This window comes from Acinetobacter haemolyticus CIP 64.3 = MTCC 9819, from assembly GCF_000369065.1.
Classification (GTDB): Bacteria; Pseudomonadota; Gammaproteobacteria; order Pseudomonadales; family Moraxellaceae; genus Acinetobacter; species Acinetobacter haemolyticus.
Genome location: NZ_KB849804.1, coordinates 113303 through 138879 on the forward strand (window position 1 = coordinate 113303; position 25577 = coordinate 138879).

The 25577-nt window shown below is 40.0% G+C and carries 26 protein-coding genes and 1 pseudogene; 7 read left to right on the top strand and 20 right to left on the bottom strand.

Annotated elements, in window-relative coordinates; translation table 11 throughout:
- The 8 genes and pseudogenes from tolA to F927_RS10580 all read right to left on the bottom strand — a co-directional run.
- Positions 1 to 629 (bottom strand): annotated as a pseudogene (tolA, locus tag F927_RS10545) (cell envelope integrity protein TolA); the annotation flags it as partial.
- Between the two features lie 3 nt (positions 630 to 632).
- Positions 633 to 1085, bottom strand: a complete 453-nt coding sequence (tolR, locus tag F927_RS10550) for a protein TolR (protein WP_004640103.1) — start codon at positions 1083 to 1085, stop codon at positions 633 to 635.
- Positions 1085 to 1783 (bottom strand): protein TolQ, encoded by a 699-nt coding sequence (gene tolQ / locus F927_RS10555; protein ID WP_005084509.1) that lies wholly within the window; start codon positions 1781 to 1783, stop codon positions 1085 to 1087. Before tolQ ends, tolR begins: the two co-directional genes overlap by 1 nt.
- A 19-nt stretch (positions 1784 to 1802) precedes the next feature.
- Positions 1803 to 2216, bottom strand: a complete 414-nt coding sequence (ybgC, locus tag F927_RS10560; RefSeq protein ID WP_004640100.1) for a tol-pal system-associated acyl-CoA thioesterase — start codon at positions 2214 to 2216, stop codon at positions 1803 to 1805.
- Positions 2217 to 2307: 91 nt separating this feature from the next.
- On the bottom strand, positions 2308 to 2970 hold the full coding sequence (locus F927_RS10565) for an MntP/YtaF family protein (protein ID WP_005084511.1): 663 nt from the start codon (positions 2968 to 2970) through the stop codon (positions 2308 to 2310).
- A gap of 11 nt (positions 2971 to 2981) precedes the next feature.
- Positions 2982 to 3980, bottom strand: a complete 999-nt coding sequence (gene ruvB, locus F927_RS10570) for a Holliday junction branch migration DNA helicase RuvB (protein ID WP_005084513.1) — start codon at positions 3978 to 3980, stop codon at positions 2982 to 2984.
- Between the two features lie 7 nt (positions 3981 to 3987).
- Positions 3988 to 4593, bottom strand: coding sequence for a Holliday junction branch migration protein RuvA (gene ruvA / locus F927_RS10575; RefSeq protein WP_005084515.1), 606 nt, complete (start codon positions 4591 to 4593; stop codon positions 3988 to 3990).
- 132 nt (positions 4594 to 4725) lie between these two features.
- Positions 4726 to 6066, bottom strand: coding sequence for a deoxyguanosinetriphosphate triphosphohydrolase (locus tag F927_RS10580; RefSeq protein WP_005084516.1), 1341 nt, complete (start codon positions 6064 to 6066; stop codon positions 4726 to 4728).
- A gap of 352 nt (positions 6067 to 6418) precedes the next feature.
- Between F927_RS10580 and purL the strand changes: the two genes are divergently transcribed.
- The 4 genes from purL (at position 6419) to F927_RS10595 (ending at position 12212) form a co-directional block, all read left to right on the top strand.
- The gene (gene purL / locus F927_RS10585) at positions 6419 to 10249 is read left to right on the top strand and encodes a phosphoribosylformylglycinamidine synthase (protein WP_005084518.1); all 3831 of its coding nucleotides are present in this window, start codon (positions 6419 to 6421) and stop codon (positions 10247 to 10249) included.
- Positions 10250 to 10421: 172 nt separating this feature from the next.
- Positions 10422 to 11612 carry a DnaJ domain-containing protein gene (locus F927_RS10590; RefSeq protein WP_005084520.1) on the top strand — a complete coding sequence of 397 codons (1191 nt, stop codon included), beginning with the start codon at positions 10422 to 10424 and terminating at the stop codon, positions 11610 to 11612.
- A 92-nt stretch (positions 11613 to 11704) separates the two neighbouring features.
- Positions 11705 to 11830 carry a KGW motif small protein gene (locus F927_RS17410; protein WP_004640092.1) on the top strand — a complete coding sequence of 42 codons (126 nt, stop codon included), beginning with the start codon at positions 11705 to 11707 and terminating at the stop codon, positions 11828 to 11830.
- 67 nt (positions 11831 to 11897) lie between these two features.
- Positions 11898 to 12212, top strand: a complete 315-nt coding sequence (locus F927_RS10595; protein ID WP_005084523.1) for a YqfO family protein — start codon at positions 11898 to 11900, stop codon at positions 12210 to 12212.
- A gap of 1 nt (position 12213) precedes the next feature.
- Here the strand turns inward: F927_RS10595 and F927_RS10600 are convergent, their stop codons facing one another.
- The 5 genes from F927_RS10600 to F927_RS10620 all read right to left on the bottom strand — a co-directional run bounded on the left by F927_RS10600 (position 12214) and on the right by F927_RS10620 (position 19762).
- Positions 12214 to 12978, bottom strand: coding sequence for a nitroreductase family protein (locus F927_RS10600; protein WP_005084525.1), 765 nt, complete (start codon positions 12976 to 12978; stop codon positions 12214 to 12216).
- Between the two features lie 191 nt (positions 12979 to 13169).
- The gene (locus tag F927_RS10605) at positions 13170 to 14891 is read right to left on the bottom strand and encodes a fructose-specific PTS transporter subunit EIIC (RefSeq protein WP_005084528.1); all 1722 of its coding nucleotides are present in this window, start codon (positions 14889 to 14891) and stop codon (positions 13170 to 13172) included.
- Positions 14878 to 15828, bottom strand: a complete 951-nt coding sequence (gene pfkB / locus F927_RS10610) for a 1-phosphofructokinase (RefSeq protein WP_005084530.1) — start codon at positions 15826 to 15828, stop codon at positions 14878 to 14880. The genes F927_RS10605 and pfkB overlap by 14 nt, the downstream gene beginning before the upstream one ends.
- A complete protein-coding gene (ptsP, locus tag F927_RS10615; protein ID WP_005084532.1) occupies positions 15821 to 18673 on the bottom strand; it encodes a phosphoenolpyruvate--protein phosphotransferase in 2853 nt (950 codons plus the stop codon). The genes pfkB and ptsP overlap by 8 nt, the downstream gene beginning before the upstream one ends.
- A gap of 288 nt (positions 18674 to 18961) precedes the next feature.
- Positions 18962 to 19762 (bottom strand): enoyl-CoA hydratase-related protein, encoded by an 801-nt coding sequence (locus F927_RS10620; RefSeq protein ID WP_005084536.1) that lies wholly within the window; start codon positions 19760 to 19762, stop codon positions 18962 to 18964.
- A gap of 108 nt (positions 19763 to 19870) precedes the next feature.
- Between F927_RS10620 and F927_RS10625 the strand changes: the two genes are divergently transcribed.
- On the top strand, positions 19871 to 20446 hold the full coding sequence (locus F927_RS10625; RefSeq protein WP_161404488.1) for a nicotinate-nicotinamide nucleotide adenylyltransferase: 576 nt from the start codon (positions 19871 to 19873) through the stop codon (positions 20444 to 20446).
- 17 nt (positions 20447 to 20463) lie between these two features.
- Here F927_RS10625 and F927_RS10630 read toward each other — a convergent pair whose 3' ends face one another.
- A complete protein-coding gene (locus F927_RS10630; RefSeq protein ID WP_005084540.1) occupies positions 20464 to 21384 on the bottom strand; it encodes a LysR family transcriptional regulator in 921 nt (306 codons plus the stop codon).
- Positions 21385 to 21509: 125 nt separating this feature from the next.
- Between F927_RS10630 and F927_RS10635 the strand changes: the two genes are divergently transcribed.
- Together F927_RS10635 and F927_RS10640 are read left to right on the top strand one after the other, a co-directional pair.
- Positions 21510 to 21728, top strand: a complete 219-nt coding sequence (locus F927_RS10635) for a 2-hydroxymuconate tautomerase family protein (RefSeq protein ID WP_004640070.1) — start codon at positions 21510 to 21512, stop codon at positions 21726 to 21728.
- Position 21729: 1 nt separating this feature from the next.
- Positions 21730 to 22107: a nuclear transport factor 2 family protein gene (locus F927_RS10640; RefSeq protein ID WP_005084542.1), complete on the top strand. Its 378-nt coding sequence runs from the start codon at positions 21730 to 21732 to the stop codon at positions 22105 to 22107.
- A 9-nt stretch (positions 22108 to 22116) separates the two neighbouring features.
- Here the strand turns inward: F927_RS10640 and F927_RS10645 are convergent, their stop codons facing one another.
- The 6 genes from F927_RS10645 to queC form a co-directional block, all read right to left on the bottom strand.
- Positions 22117 to 22479, bottom strand: a complete 363-nt coding sequence (locus tag F927_RS10645) for a glyoxalase superfamily protein (protein WP_005084543.1) — start codon at positions 22477 to 22479, stop codon at positions 22117 to 22119.
- A 10-nt stretch (positions 22480 to 22489) separates the two neighbouring features.
- Positions 22490 to 23068, bottom strand: a complete 579-nt coding sequence (locus F927_RS10650; RefSeq protein ID WP_005084547.1) for a CAP domain-containing protein — start codon at positions 23066 to 23068, stop codon at positions 22490 to 22492.
- A 117-nt stretch (positions 23069 to 23185) separates the two neighbouring features.
- Positions 23186 to 23650 carry a peroxiredoxin gene (locus tag F927_RS10655; protein ID WP_005084549.1) on the bottom strand — a complete coding sequence of 155 codons (465 nt, stop codon included), beginning with the start codon at positions 23648 to 23650 and terminating at the stop codon, positions 23186 to 23188.
- Between the two features lie 3 nt (positions 23651 to 23653).
- A complete protein-coding gene (locus tag F927_RS10660) occupies positions 23654 to 24346 on the bottom strand; it encodes a Dph6-related ATP pyrophosphatase (protein ID WP_005084553.1) in 693 nt (230 codons plus the stop codon).
- A gap of 97 nt (positions 24347 to 24443) precedes the next feature.
- On the bottom strand, positions 24444 to 24866 hold the full coding sequence (locus tag F927_RS10665) for a hypothetical protein (RefSeq protein ID WP_004640060.1): 423 nt from the start codon (positions 24864 to 24866) through the stop codon (positions 24444 to 24446).
- A 30-nt stretch (positions 24867 to 24896) separates the two neighbouring features.
- Positions 24897 to 25565, bottom strand: a complete 669-nt coding sequence (gene queC, locus F927_RS10670) for a 7-cyano-7-deazaguanine synthase QueC (RefSeq protein WP_017394498.1) — start codon at positions 25563 to 25565, stop codon at positions 24897 to 24899.
- Between the last annotated feature and the right edge of the window lie 12 nt (positions 25566 to 25577).

Sequence of the window (25577 nt, forward strand, 5' to 3'; positions counted from 1 at the left end):
TCGGCTTTGCGTTTAGCATCTGCCTCGGCTTTGCGTTTAGCATCCGCTTCGGCTTTTGCTTTAGCATCTGCCTCGGCTTTGCGTTTAGCATCTGCCTCGGCTTTTGCTTTGGCATCTGCTTCGGCTCTACGTTTAGCATCTGCTTCGGCTTTACGTTTAGCATCTGCGTCAGCTTTTGCTTTGGCATCTGCTTCGGCTTTGCGTTTAGCATCTGCTTCGGCTTTGCGTTTAGCATCTGCCTCAGCTTTACGTTTAGCATCTGCTTCGGCTTGACGTTCTTGAGCAGTTAGTTTTTCTTGTTGGATTTGTTCTGCCTTCTGTTTTTCAGCTGCAAGCTGTTGTTCAGTCGGCTGTGATGGCGTTGCTGGTAAATTTTGTGGCAACGTTTCATCTACAATAGGGCTTTGAATCTCTTCGGCTTGATTTTCAGCTGTGGTTTCATAATCGATTGTTTGAGGTAAGTCATCTGGATTGACCAAAATCGTTTTTACTTTTTTTGGTTGCTCAAGAGGTTTGCTCATACCTAAATACAACAAGCCAACAATAGCCACAGCATGAATACCTAGCGTAAAAGCTAGTGCGATCGCATTTTGTTTTTCTTTAAAAGGCGGCTTTTGGAATTTTTTCATAGTTTATTCTAACGGCTTAGTCAGCAGGCCTACTTCAGTTAGACCCGCATTTTGTAAACTTGCCATTAGAGCAATCACATCACCATAAGGACGTGATTGATCACCATTTACCAAAACGGTCAGCGTTTTATTTTCTTGCTCGGCTTGGGTTTGAGCATCATTTAGAATACTTTCTAACTCTTGAAATGACAGAACCTGATTTTTATCATGCTCTTTATATTCTAAATAAATATTGCCATTGCTACCGAGCGTAACGATTGGTGGTCGCTCTTTTGACTCAATTGGATTGTTATTGGCTTGTGGCAAATCAACCTTGATTCCACTGGTAATCATCGGTGCTGTAACCATAAAAATGACTAACAGCACAAGCATGACGTCAATATAAGGAACGACATTCATATCGCTTTTGAGCGGCTTTTTGATGCGTTCAAAACGCCCTGATCGTTGAATCGCCATTATGCATCTTCCTGAGCCGTTCCAATCGATTGACGTTGTAACAGCGCCACCATTTCTTCCGCAAAAAGAGCACGATCTGAATAGATGGCTTCACCTTTCGCTGTAAAATGGTTAAATGCAAGTACTGCCGGAATCGCAGCAAATAGACCAATTGCAGTTGCAATTAATGCTTCTGCGATTCCTGGGGCAACAGTGGCCAAAGTCACTTGATCAACTGCAGCAAGACCAATAAAGGCATTCATGATGCCCCAAACGGTACCGAATAAACCAATGTATGGAGCGACAGAACCAATGCTTGCTAATACGCCTAGGTTTTGCTCTAAACCGCCTTGTTCGCGGCTTAGACCAACGCGTAACATACGTTCAGTACCTTCAATGGTTTGAGCTGTGTCAGCTTTACGTTTTTTAAGTTTAAAGAACTCAGATAAACCTTGATAAAAAACATCTTCTAAACCGTTACGTTTAGAGTTCAATTGGGCATTGTTATATAGGGTATTTAGCTCAGCACCAGACCAGAACATTTTTTGAAAATGCTCATCATCTTGCCCCGTTTTTTTAAAGCTCATATGCAATTTAGCAATCACAAACCAACTATAGATTGAGGCAAGTAATAAGATCAGCATGACCAGTTGTACAACAGGGCTTGCTTGTAAAATAAGGTCAGAAATGTGCATTGAAGATTCTAAATTAGTTGCCATAAGTCACTGTGCCAAAAGTTTATTTTTCGTCCTGTGCTAATTCTTTTTGAATCAGATCACGAATTTCTTGAGGAAGTCGTCGAGGCATTAACTCTTTGTTTAAACATGCCAACACAACCTCACCAGAAGCCAGCAAGATTTCACCACGATAAATATTTTGTTGCAACACAAAAGATGCAGCTTTACACGAAATAACACGTGCTGTAACGGTAATCAAATCATCCATTAATATAGGGCGTACATATTTGACTTGAATTTGATGCACAACGAAGTTGTAGTCTTGTTGGTGCCAGTAGTGGTCAACGCCTGCTGCGCGTAACCACTCGGTACGGGCACGCTCCATAAAACGGATATGATTGGCATGGTAAACAATACCGCCTGCGTCAGTGTCTTCGATGTATACACGGATATTAAATTCAAAATGATTTGCCATGATAAAAATCCATTCTTGATACAAGGTGTTGAATAGTGTCGCAGTTTAGCATATTGATTTTTGGGGCAAATGGCACAACAGATCAAGCAAGCTATTCGTTTGAGTTTTTATCTAAGATTAAAGTCTGCGTTGCATAATCTTCTAAATGTTCAGCAAAATAGCCTGCAACAATCAAGGTTTTTAGAGGATCATCTTTTACTTTATTGTATTGAACGTAATCTTTTATACTGTCGTATAGCATACATAAACCTAAAAAACCAACTGCAAAAATGATAAATACCAACCATTCAGGGGCTTGGTTAAATAAGTAAAGTGAAATGCCGAGCATACAGCAACTGATCAATAAAATTGCCAAGTTTTTAAAACTCAGTATCGGTTTGCGCGGTGGGCGATGCTCCTCGACCATCTGCTTTAGATCGTCTTGAAAGCATAATGAAATAAAGATTGCAGCATGCGTAAGGTCAAAGGAAAGCGATCTGAGTGACCAATCCAAATGTGTGGTGCTGTTGAATTGTTCAAGCTGCTCACTAGAAAGGGAAACAGCTTGTTGTTTTGAATCGATTAGTTGGCAAGAAAGTGACAATGCAGAATGAGCTTTGAGAAGTGCATCTAAAAAATGTCTTTGCTCTTGGCAGTATTCCGAGAATTTGACATGTCGAGGTAACACTTCGGTAGGTGGTAAATCAGAAATAACATCTTGATAAGATGCTTTAATTTTTTCTATAAGTTGTAACTCATCAGCAGTTGAATTCATTATTTATCCAATTATGATTCAGGCGGTGTCATACCAAATTGTAAATAAGCCATATTGGTTGCAATACGACCACGTGCAGTACGCATCACATAGCCTTGCTGGATCAAATAAGGTTCAATCACATCTTCCAGTGTTCCACTGTCTTCAGCCATTGCCGCAGCTAAAGCCTCAACCCCAGTCGGACGACCTTCAAAACGTTCTAAAAGCATAGACAAATAACGGCGGTCTAGTGTATCTAAACCATCCTTATCAACATTTAACATATCTAAGGCGCGTTGCGCCATGTCTTGAGTAATTTCACCAGTCCCTTTGACTTGAGCATAGTCACGAACTCGACGTAACAGGCGGTTGGCAATACGAGGTGTACCACGTGAGCGACGTGCAATTTCCATTGAGCCATCATGCGTGATTGGCACATCCATGAGGTTTGCAGAACGAGTAACAATATGAGTTAAGTCTTCGACAGAGTAAAACTCAAGACGCTGTACAATACCGAAACGATCGCGTAGAGGAGAGGTCAGTAAGCCAGCGCGTGTGGTTGCAGCTACGAGTGTAAATGGTGGTAAATCAAGCTTAATTGAACGGGCAGCAGGGCCTTCACCAATCATAATATCGAGTTGATAATCCTCCATTGCTGGATAGAGAATTTCTTCAATCACGGGTGAGAGACGATGAATTTCGTCAATAAACAGAACGTCGCCTTCTTCAAGATTGGTCAGCATTGCAGCTAAGTCACCAGCGCGTTCCAGTACTGGGCCAGAGGTTGACTTTAAATTGCCACCCATTTCTCGCGCGATAATGTTTGCCAGTGTGGTTTTACCCAAACCTGGTGGACCAAAAATCAGGGTATGGTCTAAGGCCTCACCACGACCGCGAGCTGCGCCGATGAAGATTTCCATTTGCTCACGGACTACAGGTTGACCAATATAGTCAGCCAATGACGTAGGGCGAATGGCGCGATCAAAATGATCTTCTGGTTTTTCTGTTCCGCTAATAAGACGATCTTGCATATATCAATTACTTCATCATGGATTTAAGCGCAGCACGAATAATATCGGCAGACTCAGTATAGTCTGCTTTCACAGCAGCAACAGCTTTTTGTGCTTCAGCAGGTTTATAACCCAACGATTGTAATGCGGCTTCGGCTTCGGCAACAGGTGAGTTTGCCATAAATTGAATTTGAGCGGCTGCCGTATTTGTTGTGCCGCCAGTTGAATTTGCCAAAGCTTTAAAACGATCACGTAATTCAATCATTAAACGCTCGGCAGTTTTTTTACCGACACCAGGAACTTTAATCAGTGTATTGATATCATCATGCTCAATCGTATGAATCAGTAACTCAACACTCAATGTCGATAAGATACCTAAAGCCATTTTAGGACCAACACCATTGACTTTTAGTAAGGTTCGGAAAATTGTCTTTTCCTGTGCATCACTAAAACCATAAAGTTGTTGGGCATCTTCACGAACCACAAGGTGTGTCCATAAAGTCACTTTCTGTCCTTTTTGTAATTGGCAAAATGTTGAAAGTGGCGTGTCAATTTCATAGCCAACACCATTTACATTGAGTAAGACAGTTGGGGTCTCTAAGGCAAACACTTCGCCAATTAAACATCCGATCATTGAGTCTTTTCACTTAGTTGTTGATGGTTGAATAGTAGATGCCATTTGTTCTAAACGCAAAATGGCTTTTAGAATTTTGCATGACTATTATGCAAATAAAACAGTATAAAATAGCCTAAGTAAGTTCTTTGATTAAAAGAATCCAACTTTATTACCTTTCAACTCTTGCGCCAAGCTATAGGCTTGGTGGTCAGAGAACTTACTAATAATATCCAAAACCTGCATGATATTTTGATAATGATTGCTTTGGAAGTTTGCGCCTGAGTGCTGCAAAATAGAAAGTAAACGCTGTTCTTTAAAACTTAATGTTTTATGAGGCATTGTTAGTGGAACAAAAGCATCCAAAATGGTTTGCAAACTTTGATGTGCAATAATTTCTAAACCAGATTTTTGTGGATGTTCAAAAATACGGTCGCGTGCAAGGTTTTTTGCCGTTTGAATGCCTGCTTCAATATCTGGTGAGCAATATTGTAAAAGACTGCCTTTGAGTTGACCTGTAATAATCTCATAATGATGCTTTGCAAAAGCAGTCGTTACTTCGTCAACTAAGCGTTTCATGACTCGCCCACGCAAAGCGGCAATTTTTTGTTGCCAAGTGGTATGTGGTAAATGCAGTTCTTCTGGGCGACCAAAATCGGCGATTAAATTCAGAAAGATAGGTTCAACTTCATCATAATCCAACATATTAAGAATAATGCCATCTTCTAAATCAATCAGTGCATAACAAATATCATCAGCAGCTTCTAATAAGTAGGTCAATGGATGACGACAATAATGATAGTCACCGAGTTGAATCAAACCGAGTTGTTCCGCAAGCTGTTTTAAGATTTCTTTTTCGGATTGATAACAACCGAATTTTGCCCGTTGATGTGAAGGTGTGTCACCTTGTTCATTAATGGTTTTGGATAACCACGGATATTTGAGATAAGCACCCAGTGTCGCGCAGGTGAGGCGCATACCACCATCATCAGGATGATAGTCAATACGGCTGAGTAGACGAAGTCCTTGCGCATTGCCTTCAAACTGTCTTACATCAGCTTCTTCTTCTGGAGTCAGTTTGGTCAGAAAGTCTCGATGTGAGGCATCATCAAACCATTCACGAATGGCATATTCACCTGCATGACCAAAAGGGGGATTTCCAATGTCATGAGCTAAACATGCTGCTTGAATAATTGCACCAACATCGGCAGGGGAAATCCACATCGGTAATTCATCTTTGATTTTTTCTGCAGCTAGCATACCGAGTGAACGACCAATACAGGAGACTTCAAGTGAATGAGTCAGACGTGTATGAATCCCATCATGTTGAGTCAGAGGGTGAACCTGTGTTTTTCTATTCAGTTGACGAAAACTTTGGGAAAATATAATTCTGTCGTAGTCTTTGTGGAATGGGCTTCGAGCCAACTCATTACTGCTTTTTTTACTACCTAAACGAATTGCGGATAGCAATTCCAACCAACGCATTTGTTCCATTTATCATTATTCAAACTAAGTTCGCTTCATCATGCCAAAAAAAAGATGAAAGCACTAGCGTAGGGCGACATAGATTGTCTTGTTGATAGAAAACTAAATCAGAATAATCACTAAAATAATCGGTCAAATATTTAAAAAACTGAAATGTGATTTGTTCTGCAAAATACAAGAATTGTTACGAATAAAGTAAAATGGTTCAGGTGAGACAGAAATAGGGCATTCATCGTCGAAAACTCTGATTTTTAAGTTGGATATGGCTAGCTGAAAAGAGGCTTTCACAGTAGAATATGCGCTCTTTCATAAGTCACATTGCGGTGGGTCTGTTCGATCTGCCCGTGGAGCCAAAGTCAACATGTTTATCGTGGCCGGTGCATCAGCACATTCTTCTTTTAAGAAAGCTCAACTCTTAAACCGTTTAGCGTCAATGAGTTCTGTTCAATCTTTTGACAGCCAGTGGGTTTATTTGTTTGATCAAGCGCTCAACGAGCAGCAACATCAATCGGCATTACAACTTTTAAACGATGGTCAATCTTTCGAACTTCGCCAAGCTGCAAGTGATGAAATCCAAATTTTAGTAACTCCACGTGTTGGCACAATCTCTCCGTGGTCGTCGAAAGCAACTGATATTTTCCAAAACTGTAATACACCAGTGCACCGTTTAGAACGTGGTCTTTTATTTACGTTAAAAGGTGTCACTGAAATTACGAATGAAGTTAAACAAGTACTTCATGACCGTATGACAGAAACAGTTTTTGCTCAAATTGAAGAGGCAAAAGCTTTATTCTCAGAAACTGCGCCGAAGCCACTCAACTCAATTGATATTTTGGGGCAAGGCAAAGAAGCATTAGTTAAAGCGAATAATGAGTTTGGCTTTGCTTTATCTGAGCAAGAAATTGATTACTTAACCGAAGCGTTCACTAAGCTTGGTCGTAATCCAAATGACATCGAATTGATGATGTTTGCTCAGGCGAATTCTGAACATTGTCGTCATAAAATCTTTGGTTCTGAATGGACAATTGATGGTGAAAAACAACCATTATCATTGTTCCAAATGATTAAGAATACCTATAAAGAATCGCCAACCGATGTGTTATCGGCATATAAAGATAATGCGTCTGTGATCGTGGGTTATGACACGATGCGTTTTTATCCGAAAGCGGATGAAAATGGCCACTTCGTTTATAAATATAAGAGCCAGGCTGCTCATATCCTGATGAAGGTGGAAACCCATAACCATCCAACTGCAATTGCGCCATTTGCGGGTGCTGCAACAGGTTCGGGCGGTGAAATCCGTGATGAAGGTGCAACAGGTCGTGGTGGTAAACCAAAAGCAGGTTTAACAGGCTTTACGGTTTCTAACTTGAATATTCCAGGTTTTGAACAACCTTGGGAAGAAAACTACGGTAAACCTTCACGTATGGCATCGCCATTACAAATCATGATTGAAGGTCCATTGGGCGGTGCGGCGTTTAACAACGAGTTTGGTCGTCCTGCATTGAATGGTTATTTCCGTACCTTCGAACAGAATGTGAATGGTGAAGTTAAAGGCTTCCATAAACCAATTATGATCGCTGGTGGTTACGGCAACATTCGTCCTGACCATGTTGAAAAAGATGCGATTCAATCAGGTGACTTGCTCATCGTATTGGGTGGTCCTGCCATGTTGATCGGTCTTGGTGGTGGTGCTGCATCATCTGTAGATAGCGGTACCATGGGCGAGAGTTTAGACTTTGCTTCGGTACAACGTGAAAATCCAGAAATGGAACGCCGTTGCCAAGAAGTGATCGATACATGCTGGCGCTTAGAAGACTTTAACCCAATCGTGTCTGTACACGACGTTGGTGCGGGTGGTCTATCAAATGCGATGCCTGAACTAGTGAATGATCACGAGTTAGGTGCTGTATTGAACCTTCGTAAGATTCCATCTTTAGAGCCAGGCATGAGCCCGATGGAAATCTGGTCAAATGAAGCGCAAGAACGTTATGTGTTAGCGATTCGTCCAGAATCTTTAGAACAGTTTGAAGAAATTTGTGCACGTGAGCGTTGTCCGTTTGCTGTATTGGGTGAAGCGACTGAAGCACGTCATTTGACTGTTGAAGATCCATTGTTTGAAAACAATGCAGTCGATATCCCAATGCAAGTGATGTTGGGTGGTACGCCTCGTATGCAACGTTCATATGAAACGATTGAACGTAAAGGTAATGACTTTGATGCATCAAAAGTTGATTTGAAAGATGCGATTTTCCGCGTATTGAAAAATCCAACAGTTGCGTCTAAATCATTCCTGATCACAATTGGTGATCGCTCGATTACCGGTATGGTTGCACGTGATCAAATGGTTGGTCGTTGGCAGGTTCCTGTTGCTGATGCAGCAGTGACCACCACTAGCTTGCAAGGCTTCACGGGTGAAGCAATGGCGATGGGTGAACGTCCACCAGTTGCTTTGTTAAATCCTGCTGCATCTGCACGTTTAGCGGTTGCGGAAGCAATTACCAATATTGCATGTGCTAACATTGAACAAATTAGCGATATCAAACTTTCTGCAAACTGGATGGCTGCTGCTGGTCAAAAAGGTGAAGACCAAGCTCTGTTTGAAGGCGTGAAAGCGATTGGTATGGAAATGTGTCCTGCATTGGGTATCGCTATTCCTGTTGGTAAAGATTCACTTTCAATGCGTACCACTTGGAATGATGGCGAGGATAAAGCCGTTACTTCTCCAATGACAGGCGTAATCACCGCATTTGCACCTGTTTTAGATGTGCGTAAAACATTAACACCTGAACTTAAGGACTTAGCAGATTCAGTACTTGTACGTATTGATTTATCTAAAGGTCAATTCCGTTTAGGTGGTTCGATCCTTGCGCAAGTATATAAAGCAATCGGTTCGGTTACCCCAGATGTTGATAGTTTTGATGACTTCAAAGCATTCTTTGCCTTGATTCAAGATTGGAACAATCGTGGTTTAATCAAGGCTTACCATGACATCGGTGATGGTGGTTTACTCGCAACTGTTGCGGAAATGATGTTTGCTTCGCGCTTAGGTGTGGCTTTAGAAACCCAAAGTACTGAAAGCTTATTTGCTGAAGAAATTGGTGCAGTGCTTCAAATTACGGCTGCTGATTGGGCACAGTTAGAAATTGAAGTTGCAGCATCTAGCTTGAAAGATGCCATTGCAGTTGTTGGTCGTGTGAATTCAACTGATCAATTGGTTGTAAATGGTTTAACACTTGAGCGTGCTGAACTACAACAAGCTTGGGCTGAAGTATCTCACCAGATCCAACGTTTACGTGACAACGTTGAAACAGCTGATCAAGAGTTTGCCTTAATTGCAGATAAAAACCACAAAGGTTTAATTGCTCAACCAACTTATGACTTAAATGAGCCAGTTGAAGCGCCGTTTATCAATACACGTCGTCCAAATATGGCAATTTTGCGTGAGCAAGGTGTAAATGGTCATGTGGAAATGGCTGCTGCTTTTGACAAAGTGGGCTTCAATACCATCGACGTACACATGAGTGACTTGCTTGCAGGTCGTGTGAGCTTAAGTGACTTTGAAGGTTTAGTGGCGTGTGGTGGCTTCTCATACGGTGACGTGATGGGTGCTGGTGGTGGCTGGGCGAAATCAGTATTGTTCAATGCGAAATTACGTGATCAGTTCGAACAATTCTTCCATCGTGAAAATACATTCAGCCTAGGCGTATGTAACGGCTGTCAAATGATGTCACAACTTGCACCACTGATTCCGGGTGCAGAGCATTGGGGACGTTTCCACCGTAACATTTCAGAAGTATTTGAAGCGCGTGCAGTGAACGTTCGTGTAGAGAAATCTGTTTCTGTGTTGCTTGAAGATATGCACGGCTCAATTTTACCGATCGCAGTTGCGCATGGTGAAGGTCGTTTAGTTGCGACAGAACAACAACTTGCTGCATTAAATGCTGAGCATCAAGTGGTGTTACGTTATGTAGATAGCTTGGGTAATCCAACTCAACATTATCCATTAAACCCAAATGGATCGCCTGAAGCGATTACAGGTCAAACCTCTAAAGATGGTCGTGCGACAGTCATGATGCCGCACCCTGAGCGTAACTTCCGTGCTTTACAGCATTCTTGGAAGCCTGAAGATTGGGCTGAAGATGGTGCTTGGTTGCGTATGTTCCGCAATGCACGTAAATTTATTGGTTGATATGAAATAAAAAAATAAGCCACCGTAAGGTGGCTTTTTCACGAATATGAATTCTTTATTATGGTTTGGAAAATTTCCTAAGTGTTGTATTTTAGTTGTTTGATTTAAAAGCGTATATTCGTTTTTGAGTTATTTGGGTCTAGATGTTAACTAATGTAAAAAGATATAGAATATGAATAAGCTCCATACTTACTATGATAATTTAAAAGTATCTCGTACTGCACCTCTGGAGGTAATTCGAGCAGCTTATAAAATTCTAGCCCAAAAGTATCATCCTGATCGGAACTCAAATAACCCAGAAGCTGCTCGTATTATGAAATTGATTAACGAGGCTTATGAGGTATTATCTAATCCAATCAAACGTGCTGAACATGATAGTTGGATTGAAGCTCAAGAAGAGAAAATTAGAAAAATACAGGATAGAAACTCAAATAAGATAAAAAATGAGCAAAACTCTGTTGACTCGAGATCAACTCTTACAGGAAATAAAAAAGAAATATTAAAAGGATTTAGCTGGCTGTTTTTTATAACTTTAATGGGGATTTTTGTTTTATTTTTATTACCCGAAGTATTTAGTAAATTTTCTTCTGAAAATGAGCATAATTATACACAGAATTATTCTAGTGTTGATATAACTGAAATTGATTCAGAGGCTTCTGAGTCCTTAATTATGACTTATCAAACGAGTTTTGACTGTACTAAGGCAAAATCTATTCCAGAGAATTTGATTTGTTATAATGCTAATTTGGCCGCTTTAGATCGAGAACTAGCAGAGATTTTTCATAAAGCCAGAGAGGCAGCCGTAAACAAAAAAGATTTCACTCAGCTTGTTCGTAATCAATGGAATGATCGAGAAAAAAATTGTATAGATAAAGCATGTTTGGAAGTTTGGTTTGCAAATCAAAAAACTATATTAACCAGAGTTGCAGAAACTGGTCATGTTAATGTTAGCTCTTTAGGTAAAAAAATAAGTCCAAAACCTTTACCTAATACAGGTATTATGGGGGAGACTAATTTATACGGTGTGGCCCCATTACAAATAAAAACTCCATATGATGGAATGAATTATTTTGTTAAGATTGATAATGCATATACTAATAAAAATTTGGCAACTTATTTTATTCAGTCAGGTGATGATTTGAATGTGGAGTTACCACTGGGTAGTTATGTAATTAAATATGCCTATGGTCCAAAATGGTATGGTATCGAGTTGTTATTTGGTGATAAAACAGAATATGCAAAAGTTGATAAGATCTTAGCATTTGATTTTGACGGTTATCAATACAGTGGTTATACAATAGAGTTGGTTAAACAAGAAAATGGTAATCTACAAACCACTAGTATTTCGAAAAATCAGTTTTAAATTAATGTATTTATGAAAGAGGTTTAGTATAGAGGGGATGGTTGGTTCAATTTTTGCTTTCTCAATAATGATCATAAAAATCGGAGAACAACATGATGAAAAACGAAAATTACATGAGGACGATCCATAGCAAAGGAAAAGGCTGGTTTTGGTTTGGTTTAACAGTGGTTCTCCAAATCTTATTCATAAGTTTGAGTTATGTCCTAATCAAGATTTAACTTTGATTCTTAACCTTTTTTAAAGCTATGATTTGAGTACAGCTTAACTTACTCAGCCATTCAACTTATGCTAAAACTTATTTATTACGTGCCGGAATCACATCTTGAATCAACTAAACTTGCTATCTTTGAAGCGGGTGCAGGTGGGATAGGGAATTATGAACACTGTGCATGGCAAGTGAAAGGCATCGGGCAATTTAAGCCGGTTAAAGGTGCAAATCCATTTTTAGGGCAGTTAGATGAACTAGAACAACTCGAAGAATGGCGTGTTGAAACGATTGTGCCTGAAGAAAAAGCCAGTGCTGTGGCAAAGGCATTAAAGGCAAGCCATCCTTATGAAGAACCTGCCTTTGAGCTTATCCAAATATTAGATATAGAGTAATTTAGACTTTTTGAATAAATAAATCACGATCAAAACGATATTGGGGGAAGAACACGCCATCATTGGCACGTTCGCCCGCACCAATTACCATCACAGGATGTTGCTGATCATTGAGTTTTAAGATTTTTCGCACTAAAGGTTCATCAAAGCCTTCCATCATACAACTATCAAAACCATAAGCACGTAAAGCCAATACTAGGTTTTCACAAGCAAGCGCTGTGGTTTTAGTCGCCCATAATTTGGCATCAGCAGGGTTAAATGCAGTCACAGGAAGTTGTTTATCGAGTGTGCGGGCAACTTTAAATGCAACTTTTTTAAAGTTACCTAATGCATTGAAATAACCTGTTTTATAGTTGTATGGGATAAAGCGGTAGTACTTTTGAACCGCTGGTGGTGCTTCGGGAAATGGGAACTCACTGATATTTAATTTTGCCATTTCATCCACACGATCTGTACGAGCAACACAGACGATCAATTCAGATGCTGTTTTAGCAGCAAGTTGCCCTAAACACGCTTTAACCAGTTGTTTTTTCTTGGCTGGGTTTTGTACGACATAAAACGTCCAAGGTTGTAAGTTTGATGAGTTGGGTGCAAGAAGTGCCAAATCTAAACATTCATCTAAAATTTCACTTGGAATCGGTTTATCAGTGAACTTACGTACTGAACGACGGCTTTCAACGACTTTACGGAAATTGGCAACATCAATATCCTGTGGGGCAGGTTCGTAGTAGCGTTTCTTTTCGGCGGTTGCATTTGAAGTGGTCATGAGTTCGATATTTTCCAAAATGTTTATTCTTCTATTGGGATGTATCTGAAAAAACCAACTGATGTGGTGTAGAAGTTACTTTTTTATAAAATATAGAATCATTAAATTTTTAGAATCAAAGCTCATCTAAATAGAAAAGCAAGTTACTCGATTGGAATAACTTGCTTGTAAAATCAGAATGGAAGGACGATTTAGACAGGGGCGGTTTCTAGTTTCTGCTCAGGACGTTTGAGTAATGCATAACTAATGCCTGTAATACAGCTCCCCGCTGTAATTGCAGCGAGATATAGCCACGCATGATTAATCGCATTTGGAATCAGTAAAACAAATACGCCACCATGTGGTGTAACCAGTTCGCAGTGGAATAAGGCAACCAATGCACCTGTAACAGCACCACCTAAAATACAAGCAGGAATCACACGCATCGGATCTTTAGCTGCAAAGGGAATTGCACCTTCCGAAATAAAACATAGACCTAATACAAAAGCAGCTTTGCCAGCATCTCGTTCACTTTGATTGAATTTATTTTTTGCTAACAAGGTTGCAATCGCCATACCAATGGCTGGAACCATACCGCCAGCCATGGTCGCCGCCATTGGCATATAGGTATTTGTCGTGAGTAGTCCTACGGTAAAGGCATAAGCTGCTTTATTAATTGGACCGCCCAAATCAATACACATCATTGATGCGAGTACGATACCCATCAAAACAGCATTGGTTGTGCCCATATTGTTGAGAAAATCTTTCATCATTTCAAAGATATGTGCGACTGGCTGTCCAACCACATAGTACATAATCAAACCTACCGATAGTGTGCCTAAAAGCGGAACAATCAGAATAGGTTTCAATGACTCCAAACTGGTTGGCAATTTGATTCTTTTGGCGAGAAATAGGGCAATGTAACCTGCAAGGAAACCTGAAACGATACCACCGAGGAATCCAGCTTCAAGTTGTGTGGCAATTAATCCACCAATCAAACCTGGTGCTAAACCGGGACGGTCAGCAATTGAATAGGCAATATAACCCGAAAGCATTGGCACCATTAAGGTAAATGCTGCTGCACCGATTTGCTTTAATATATAAGCTAAGCTTCCTGTTTCTTCTGATGCATTCAGCCCGAAACAAAGTGATAGCGCAATTAAAAGACCACCTGCCACAACCATAGGCAGCATGAAAGACACACCTGTTAGTAGGTGCTTATAAACGCCAGTTTTTTCTTGGCTTTTATTTTCTGCCGTTTGTTTACTTTGTTTGGATGATTCAAGAACGGTTGCTTCACTGATTGCTTCGGCAAATGCTTTATCTGTTTGCTTGAGGGCAAAGCCTGTACTGCAGCGATAAACACGTTTACCTACAAAACGATCGGTATTTACTTCAATATCAGTGGCTAGAATAACAATGTCAGCTGCAGCAATGGCTTCATCTGTGAGGATGTTTTTTGCACCTACAGAGCCTTGTGTTTCAACATCAATCTGATAGCCAAGTTTATTTGCACCTTGTTGCAATGCTTCGGCAGCCATAAACGTATGAGCAACACCCGTTGGGCAAGCGGTAATCGCAACAAAACGTTGCGCTTGCTGTGTGTTGTTCAATTGAGTTTCAGCTTTGAGTTGATCAATCGGTTGTGCATGCGTTAAAGCGTATTCAAAGGCCTGCTGAATATCTTGGTTCGCTTGTTCCAGTGAAATAGTTACAACAGAATAGGCTTTAAATGGGTCAAGTTGAGTCGGTGTTTGACCAATAAAAACAACTTTACTAAATGCAATGTCAGGAATTTGATCTTTTACTGAAATAGTATGACTTTCAAAACCTTGTTGTTTCGCAAGTTGCGCTAATTTTTTTGTCAGAATCAATGCATCAACAGGATTTTGAGGATGATTGATGACCAATAAGAGAGAGTTAAGGGTTTGCATCAGATTCACTCAAGATTTTGATCGTGGTGTGTTGTTTTAAATCAGCTAAAAGTTCAGGGGGTGGAACACGAAAGCCCACCTGAGTTACGGCATGACTGGCAATCGCCGTTGCTGTTACTAGGATATCGTCTGTCGGTAACTGACATGCTAGTCCATGAATCATGCCTGCCAAAAGAGAATCTCCAGCACCTACTGTACTTTTCACATGTACTTGAGGGGGGTGTGCAGCATAAGCTTTGTTTTGATGAAGCCAATGTACGCCATGTTCACCCATTGAAATGACGATATGTTCAATTTGAGAATTGAGTGATTTAAATAATTGTTGTTGATCTTCAAGGCTTTCAGCTAGCACGCCAAAACTTTCTTGTAATTCATCGGTATTGGGTTTGATCATCCACGGATTCATAGCGATCGCAGCAGTTAAAGCTTTGCCACTCGTGTCTACAGCAACAGGCTTGTTTTGTAGGTGTAGAATTTGAATGAGTTGTTTTAAATCATCCACGCCAAAGCCCAACGGTAGGCTACCCGCAATCACCACATAATCTACAGAGTCACTACATTGTTGAATACGTTTGAACAATGCTTGTTTATCTTCAGTAGACACCTGAAAGCCTTGACCATTAATGTCGGTCATTCGTCCAGACTGTTCAGCAATTTTGATGTTTTGGCGGGTTTCACCTTCGATATAAATAAACTGGTCATCAAACTGCATAGTTTGAAAATGCTGTTTAAAGAGCGTTTGATTTTTTGTACCTAAAAAACCAGACACAATTAACTCATGCCCTAAATCATGTAGCACTTGAGCAACATTGAGCCCTTTACCTGCGGCGTGGTACTGAATGTTCTGCTGACGATTGACTTCGCCAATACGTAACTGTTCAAGTTCGATGGTGGCATCAATGGCAGGGTTGAGAGTAATGGTTAAAATTTTAGCCATGTGTTTGCTCCACGAATGATCGAACGGCAAATGCACTTTCACATTTGAGTGCTTGTTGGGCAAGCTGTTGGCAATCAGCAAAATTAAGCTGACGAATTTGTGCTTTCACTAGCGGAATACTGGACGCTGACATACTGAGTTCGTCCACACCCAAACCCAGTAAAACAGGCACAGCTTTGGGATCTGCAGCAAGCTCACCACAGACGCCGACCCATTTTTGTTGTGCATGAGCTGCACGTACAGTTTGATCAATTAACATTAAAATACTTGGGTGGAGCCCATCAGCTTCGCCAGACAAAACTGGATGTCCGCGATCGATCGCTAAGGTGTATTGGGTCAAGTCATTGGTACCAATACTGAAAAAGTCGACTTCTTTTGCAAGCAAGGGCGCGATTAATGCAGCTGATGGAACCTCAATCATAATACCGACTTCGAGATTTGGGCAGGGATGCTTGAGCAAAACCTCATCTAAAATTGCTTTAGCAGCGCGCCATTCTTCAATACGTCCGACCATCGGGAACATGATTCTTAAAGGACGATCATCTGCAGCACGAACCAAAGCAGTGAGTTGCTGACGTAATAGTTGTGGTTTACGTAAGGTTAAACGGATACCACGCACGCCCAAGAAAGGGTTTTCTTCGACATCGATTGGTAAGTATGGTAATGGTTTATCACCACCGACATCTAAGGTACGTACCACCAATGGTCGACCAGCCAACGTATCTAATACATGACGGTATTCTTTTTCTTGTACATCTTCATCTGGTGCTTGGCGATGCGCCATAAAGACTAATTCAGTGCGCAATAAACCAATTGCTTCTGCCCCATAGTTTACTGCTTTTTCAGTATCTAAAATTTTGCCGAGATTGGCCGCGACTTCGACTTGGTGCTGGTCTAAGGTAATCGCTGGCTCGTGACAATGTTGCTCAGCTTCATGACGACGTTGTTGTTGTAACTCACGTTCTTGGATGGCATCGTCAATCTGTGCTTGAGATGGATTGATTTCGAATGCACCCGTATCACCATTAATTAATACCGTTGTATGAGGTGTGATGTTAAGCACCGCGTCACTTGCACCTACAATCGCCGGAATTCCCAAAGCACGGGCAACAATCGCACTATGTGCACTTGCACCACCCACAGCAGTCAGAATACCTGCGACACGGTCTTTATTCAGGCGTGCAACATCGCTTGGCCCTACATCATGCATGATTAAAATATAGGGTTGCTCAGGTTCTTGAACTGCAACCTCATTACATAAAACAGCTAAGACCTTGTCACCAATATCACGTAGATCAGCGGCACGTTCTGCGAGCAGACGATCGGGTAGAGCAGCTTGGGCTTGAGCTGCTTTTTCAATATATTGATGCCATGCTGCAGGTGCACTTAGGTTTTGATTCAGAGACTGGTGAACTTGCTGAATGAGATCAGGGTCATCCAGCATTTCCAAATGTGCCATAAAGATTTGTTTGATTTCATTGGCTTCAGTTTTGGCTATGAGCTGATGAAGTGTGTTTTTTACACTATGTAGTGCAATTTCTAGTTTTTCCTTTTCTGCTTTTACATTATTTCCAAAACGTTCATATTGGAAATGTTTCGGTTTGATCACATGAGCTGGGCCAAAAGCGAGTCCTGTGGATGCAGGAATACCTGTTGTTGGTGTTGTAATCTCTTCTTCAAACTCAAGAGTATTGGTCTGTTGACTGTCAATTTTATGTTCAATTGCTTCGACCTCTTCACCTAAACCTTGTTGAACAGCTTGGATAATTTTCGAAAGGCCTTCTACAGCATCTGTATCCGGTTCAGCAATGAAAGTAAGTGTTTGCCCATATTTGCAACCCATTGCGAGTAGTTTGGTTAAGCTTTTTGCAGAGATGAATTGTCCATCATCCACAGCAACTCGAATTTCGCCTTGATAAGTTTTGGTAATATTAACCAGTTGAGTTGCAGGGCGGGCATGTAGTCCATGCGCATTTGCCAACACAATACGTTGTGATGGCCAATCTGGGATCGTTTCCGCGCCAACCAGTTTGGCAATATCTTGACGATTATGCTGATCACTGAGTTGTTGCTGGATTTGTGGTTGGAATAATAAATCGAGTAAACGTTGTAATTGTTGGTAATCTAATTGTTCGTGCTGGGCAATACAAATCAAGGTTTGAATTTGTCCGTTTTTAAAATCGATGGTTTGATCAGCTTTGACGATACTCACTGCAGATTGTGAAACATAGTTTTTTGCAGAAATAGACCAAAGCGTATCTTGAATTTGGATGAGATTTTTAGGATCAAGTTGACTGATGAAACCAGCCTCAACTAATTTTTGTTGTTTGAGGAGTTTATTTGCTGACCATAAAAAATCATCAATATCAGTAACTTGAATTTGAGTTTCAATTAGGTTTTCATGTAAAACTAATGTTTCGGGTTGAGCTTGTAAAATCTCAATAATTTGCGCTGCATTTTTAGCGTGTTGGACTTGATCAGAAACATCTTGAGAAAGTGCACGAGTCAGAATTTGCAAAACTTGTAAATGTTCATCAGACTTTGCTGCAATCACAACAGCTAAATAAACTGTGTTTTCACCGTCCCAAACCACACCTTTTGGGAAATGTGCTAAACGAATGCCCGTTTCTAAAATAAATTCACGGGATTGCGGAGAGCCGTGAGGGATTGCAATCCCTTGACCCAAATAGGTTGCACTTTGAGCTTCACGTGCATGTAATCCAGATAAGTAATCTGCTTTGACTAATTGATCTTGAACCAAAATATTGGCTAAACATTCGAGAGCTTCTGCCTTATCCTTAGCAGATTGATTCATATGTACATGTTGTGGCTCAAGTACAAACATAAAACATCCTTTAATGATGAAAATAATAATCTCTGTTAAGTCTATACTTCGATATAACAGCAGAGATATTTTTTTAAATTAACCGTATATGTCGCAGGCAATTGCAAACGATCAACAGCACACGTCAAAGATAAAAAAAAGAAGCTAATTTCCATTTCATGTCTCTGACAATCATGGTTTAGCTTCTTAATTTAAACTTTAACAGATGCTCAAAAAGATATCGAGGTGAAAATCTTACAAATTCCTCTGAGGATACATTTTATAAACATCTATGCCGTTTATATTTGCTTAATTAAACTGTGAGAAGTCCGGCTTACGCTTTTGCATAAAGGCTTGAACTGCTTCCATCATCTCAGGAGAGCGTACGCGTTGCATAAAGATTTCAGCCTCTTCATCAACACATGCAATGATTTCAGCTAAGTCTTTTTTCATCAAAGCCTTACTTTGCTTAATTGATGCCAATGGTAATGCAGCTAACTGTTGAGCCGTTTGTTGAGCCGTTGCATATACATCTTCAACAACATCATTCACTAGATTTGCTTTCACTGCTGTTGCAGCATCAAATTTCTTGGCAGTAAACAATAACTCAGCAGCTTTTTGATAGCCAGCCTGTTTCACGAGTAAACGACTTGCTGCACCTTCTGGAGAAAGACCAAGGCTGACAAATGGAATTTGGAATAGGGCAGTGTTGTCAGCATATACAAGATCAGCATGGAGTAAGATCGTTACACCAATACCAATCGCAACGCCTTTCACCGCAATAATCAGTGGTTTAGAAAAACGAGCTGCAGCTTTTAATAAAACAAATGGTGGTTGATCACCTGCTTTGCCCTCATGTGGCTTTTGAATAAAGCCCATGAAGTCCTTCATGTCATTACCCGCAGTAAAGTCTTGTTCTGCTCCACGGAAAATAACCACACGAACTTCTTTACTTGCATCTGCCTCATCTAAAGCTTTTGCGATCCAAAGATAAAGTTCGCCGTAAAGTGCATTCTTGGCTTCTGAACGGTTAATGGCTAAGGTGAGTACGCCATCTTCTAAATTTGCTTGCAAATGTTGATGAGGTTGTTGAATACAGCTAAGTGTCATCGTACTATCCTTGCTTTAATCCAGATTGATTTTTAAAGTGGTCTCATTATGTCGCATATTTATTTTTATAGTGCAACTGATGAGTTCACAAAAAGTGAAATTAAGCCTATGTACACATTTGACTATCTCGTTTTTATTGGACGTTTCCAGCCTTTTCATTTGGCACATATGCTGACCATTGAAATTGCACTGAGACAGAGTCAGCATGTGATCCTTGCTTTAGGCTCAGCACAACCAGAACGAAATACCAAGAATCCATTTTTGGCTACGGAACGCGAGCAGATGATTCTTTCTAATTTTTCTGAGGAAGATCAAAAACGTATTCATTTTGTGCATGTTATTGATGTTTATAATGATGAAAAATGGGTAAAACAAGTCAAACAACTGGTAAATCAGGTTGTTCCTGCGCATTCCAATGTTGGCTTAATTGGTCACTTTAAAGATGAATCATCTTATTATTTAAAATTATTTCCAGAGTGGACAATGGTTGAACTTGAGAGTTTAAAAGCCTCAATGTCAGCAACACCGATGCGTGAAGCTTATTATCGCGGCGAAATCAAAACTCAAGCTTTTCCAAAAGGTAGTATTCAATTTTTAGAGAACTTTCAAAAAACGCCTATTTATGCAGCGTTACAACAAAAGTTTTTGGCAGGTGACACGAGTAATTTAGACCTTACGGAATAAAGTGAGTTGATGAACCTTTAAAGAACGTCTGTTTTTAAATGTGTTATTAAAAAATCAATGAAGGTACGAATATGTGCTGATGCATATTTTTGTGAGGGGTAAACTAAAGAAAATGGACGACTTGCTCCAGCAAATGGATGCAACAGTTCTACGAATTGTCCATTTTGAATGTCTTGCGCAACGATAAACCGATAGGTTTGTAATAATCCTGCACCATGTTTCGCAAGCGTAACTGTCCCTAAGATGTCATCTAGACAATGTAATGATCCCTTGGTGGTATATTCATGGATCTGATTGTTGACTTTAAACAGCCAAGGAACACTTTTCCCCGTGCTGGGTAAGATGAATTGCAAGCATTCGTGCTGATCTAGTGCTGCGATATCTGTTGGTATTGTATATGAATCAATATAGCTTGCTGCAGCAACCACAACTAATTCAGCATGTTCTAAGGTACGAACGATTAGATTGGAGTCTTTGAAGTATCTGCCACGAATTGCTAAGTCAAAACCCTCCGCAATGAAGTCGACATTTTTATTGGTTAATTGAAGATCAATCTGAATGTTTGGGTATTTTTGTTTAAAAATTGGAATTAGCGGTAATACTCGATAATGTCCATAAGGAGTAGGGAGGCTGATGCGAATTCGACCATTGAGTTGCTGACTTTGATTTCTTAATAATTGTTCAGCTTCAATAATTTGGGTTAAGCCTTGTTGACATTGTTGAAAGTAAATTTCACCTGCATGGGTCAAGCGAACTTGACGTGTACTTCGAACAAATAATTGCGTATTGAGACGTTGCTCTAGACGCGCAATAGAGCGGCTGACAGCAGCTGGTGTCAGGCCAGCAATTTTGGCTGCTTGAGTAAAACTTTTATACTCAGCGACAGCACAGAACAATTCAACACTACTCAACATCACATTTTTTAGTTGTTGTGTCATTTATTACACCATGTAAAAAATGATTTGATCTAAAGGCTATTTAATCACATTGATGTAAATAATACGATGAACAATAACCCTAGCCAGTTTATTTCAACCAATAATTTCTAAATGAGGAAATAGCGATGCCTTATGTTTTGATTCAAGTCACTAAAGAAGGTGTGACAACAGCACAGAAACAACAATTGATTCGTGGTGCAACCGATTTGCTGGTCAATGTACTGGATAAAGATCCAGCCACGACCTTTGTCGTGATTGATGAGGTTGAAACTGATAATTGGGGAGTAGCAGGTGAATCTGTATCTGTGATACGCCAAAAGTACTTACAAAGTTTGGATCAATAAAATGAAGAAACATGCAATATTTGATATTCAGCAGCAAATAGAAAAATATTTTGATGCTTTATATTTCTGTGATCTGGCGCTTTTAAAACAAGTTTTTCATGCTGATGCGATTTATATGAATGTAACTGAACAGCCAATATTACGATTGGATATGGCTGAGTATTTTTCGATTGTTGAAAGCAGAACTTCTCCTGCTTTAAAAAATCAGATTAGACAAGATAAAGTGAAATCTATTGATTTAATCCATGATCAGTTAGCAATCGTACATGTTGAATGCGTGATTGAGCCTAAGTATTTTTATGATGCACTCACATTTACATTAGATCATGATCAATGGAAAATTATCAGCAAAGTTTTTAGTTATCAATTGCTTGATTAGATCCGAAGTCTAGGCATCTTCCCAAAAAATTAGTCGATTAGAGAATGGATCTGTAATGCTTAAATCAAGTGTTTCCCAATCTGTTTTTTCAACTTGTGGTTTTGCATATTTATAATCTTTTTGAATTAACTCTGTGTGCAGGGCATCTAGATTTTCCCAGTAAATGCGGATTGCACTATGTGGACTAGCATCACCAAAGTGTTCAGATAGGTGAATAATGCAGTCACCTTTTGAGATCTGTAGATATAAAGGAAAATTATCTGCAAATTTGTGCTGCCAGTCGATATGGAAACCGAGATATTCCATATAAAAAGTGTGAGCTACATCAATATCAAAAATACGTAAAATAGGAGTAATCGATCCAGAGTACATAATTAACCTTCTAGCGGATGCCAAATTGTTGAGTCCAGTAGTGACGTTGTTGAGGTGATTGATCAGGAGTACAAGCGATCGCGTAATCTGTAAATTTTGGGTGCATCATATTGCTGCAATGTGCTGGGCTTTTAAGCCATGATGCTAGAACCTCTTCAAGATTTTTCTGTCCACGGGCGACATTTTCGGCACCACCGCGACTGTTAAATTGGGATTGCTTTAAGCGAGTTCTTAAATCTTGCCCCGTCGAACTGACATGACCTAGAAAATTGTGTGTTGACATGTCTTTGGAGTGCGTTAAAGCTGTTTTATATAAATGTTGATTCCAAACTAATGGCTTTGCAGCAGCATAATGTTGTTGTCCGCATTGGCGAGATTGACTACGTATATGGTTGATTGCATTCATGATTGCCTGTTGATAGGCTGGATTTGATAGATCCTGACAAGTGATATTTATACTTGCTTTGGGTGTTTGTGTTACAGGTGTTTGGCTAATTTGATTGTTTGGCAGATGAGGAGTGCCAGAGTTGCTACAAGCTGAGATTACAATCCCAAATGGTATCAATATAGATGGCTTAGAAATATTCATGTGATTGCTTAGACTTTAATTATTATGATTTTTTAATAATACTTTATGGCATTAAGATTGAATATGCTTCTTTATGTAAAAAGCGGGATTTAACCCCCGCTTTATGAAGGCTTGAGATTACATTTCAGCCTGAAGTGCTTTTAGATCTGCTAACACTTGTTCTGCATGGCCAGCCGCTTTGACTTTTCGATAGCTTTTAACCAATTTTTGATTATGAAAAATGAATGTTGAGCGTTCGATCCCCATGACTTGCTTACCATACATGTTCTTCTCTTTGATCACATCAAAATGCTTACAAAGAATTTCTTCCTTATCGCTGATTAGATCGATTGTCAGTGCTTGTTTCTCAGTAAAATTTTGATGTGCTTTTACAGAGTCGCGTGACACCCCGATTATTTGGCAATTCAAGGCGTCAAATTGATCTTTTAGGCATGAAAAACCTACCGCTTGAGTCGTGCAACCTGGCGTTGAATCTTTAGGGTAGAAATACAAAATTAGCCATTCATTGGTGAGTTCAGTGAGGTTTAACTCACCATTTGTGGTCGGGAATGTTTGATTCGGTAGTTGGATAGTCTCAGACATGTTTCATCCTTCAATTTGGTCTAATTCAAGTGGTAAAAAAGCATATTCTTCATGATAAACAATATCGCCGCGGCGTACAGGAATAGCTTTGTTAAAAATTGGTCCATCAATCACAGTTGTATGGAACTCACCACCTTCACCACATGGATCAATCCCACGATTTTCAAGTTCTTGGATATATTCTAGAGTTAAGGTTTTGCCTAAATCTTCTATCTTCATTCCTAATTTAAGATTTACGGTGACGATTACACTTTGAAATCCCAAATTAATAAATTCTTCAACCACTTCACGATGTGGGCGCAACCACAAAGGCATACCTAGTTTTAGCCCAACTTGTTGAGTCACTCGATCATGCCAGCACCCATGCTCAGGCATATCCAAATCACCTGTAACTAATACTTCTGCATTTTGCTGTTTAGCTTGTTCAAGTAGTGTAATAAATTTAGTTTCATAATCAGCCCAACTCGAAGATGCCATAAACACGGGTAGACCAATTGCATTAGCTTGAGCGTGGATGATATCGAGTGGCATCGCATGTGAACGTGAGCGTTGTCCTTGCTCTTCCAGCATTACAATTAGCCCGATGACAGTGCCAGTTTGCATAGCATGATACAAAGCGAGAGAGCTATCTTTACCTCCACTAAAAGAGACGACTGATCGGCTATTGGTTGCATTATTTTTCCATTGATCATACATGGTATGGTTCAGCCGATTTAAATAAAATGATAAGTTCGATTTTAACAGAGTTACAAAAAAGCCTGCATAAATGCAGGCTTGATTTAGCAATATAAGCTTACTTTTTAGGAGCTTGCTGCTGCTGTTGAGCAGCTTTCATTGCTTCTTCAGTTAACTTTTCTAACTTGTTAACCAGTGGAGCACCTAAACAAGCTTGTAGGTCTTTATTTTGTTGCTGTACAAAAGCTAAAGAACTTGGGCTTTTCTTGGCGTTAATTGCGCTTTGGATTTCCCATTTTTGTGCCTCAGTTACTTTACCTTGAGCATCAATTTGGCAACCACAGAATTTGCTTACTTCTGCAGCAGTTAATTTACCGCCTTTAGCCGTTTGGTCTTTACATACGTTGACCAACGCTGATTTTACATTGGTACTTTTATATGCAGCTTCGAGTGGGTTGGTGTTTGCCTGAGTTGCAGTTGCAACTAAAGCAGTCGCCGCCATCATTGTAGAAAGAATAAGATTTGATTTTAAAAACTTCATATATGTACCTAATTATTACCCTAATATCGTCTAGTTGGTATAACGCGTAGGATCCGCAATACCTGCTTCGATAAAACCTTGTTGACGTAAACGGCAACTGTCGCATTTGCCACATGCACGTCCTTGAGCATCTGCTTGATAGCAGGATACCGTTTGACTATAGTCTACGCCATGTTCGATACCTAAGCGTATAATATTCGCTTTGGATAAATGTAACAAAGGTGTTTCAATTTTAAGAGGTTTTCCTTCAACGCCAGCTTTTGTTGCAAGACGAGCCAAATTGGCAAAAGCGTCAATAAATTCTGGACGACAGTCAGGATATCCTGAATAATCAACAGCATTGACCCCAATCACGATGGCTTCAGCATCAAAAACTTCCGCTGCAGCGAGGGCGTAAGACAAGAATATTGTGTTACGTGCTGGAACATAAGTTACAGGAATACCTTCTTGTAATTGTTCTGGGACATCAATGTTATGATCTGTAAGTGCAGAACCGCCAAGATTACCTAAATCAATATTAATGACACGATGCTCTACACCTGCACGTTGTGCTAGTGCTTTGGCTGCATCTAACTCTGTGGTAGAACGTTGACCGTACATAAAACTGATAGCAACACAATCATAACGCGCTTGTGCCCAAGCGAGACATGTTGTTGAGTCTAAGCCACCAGACAATAATACGATGGCACGAGAACGCATATTATTTTCCAT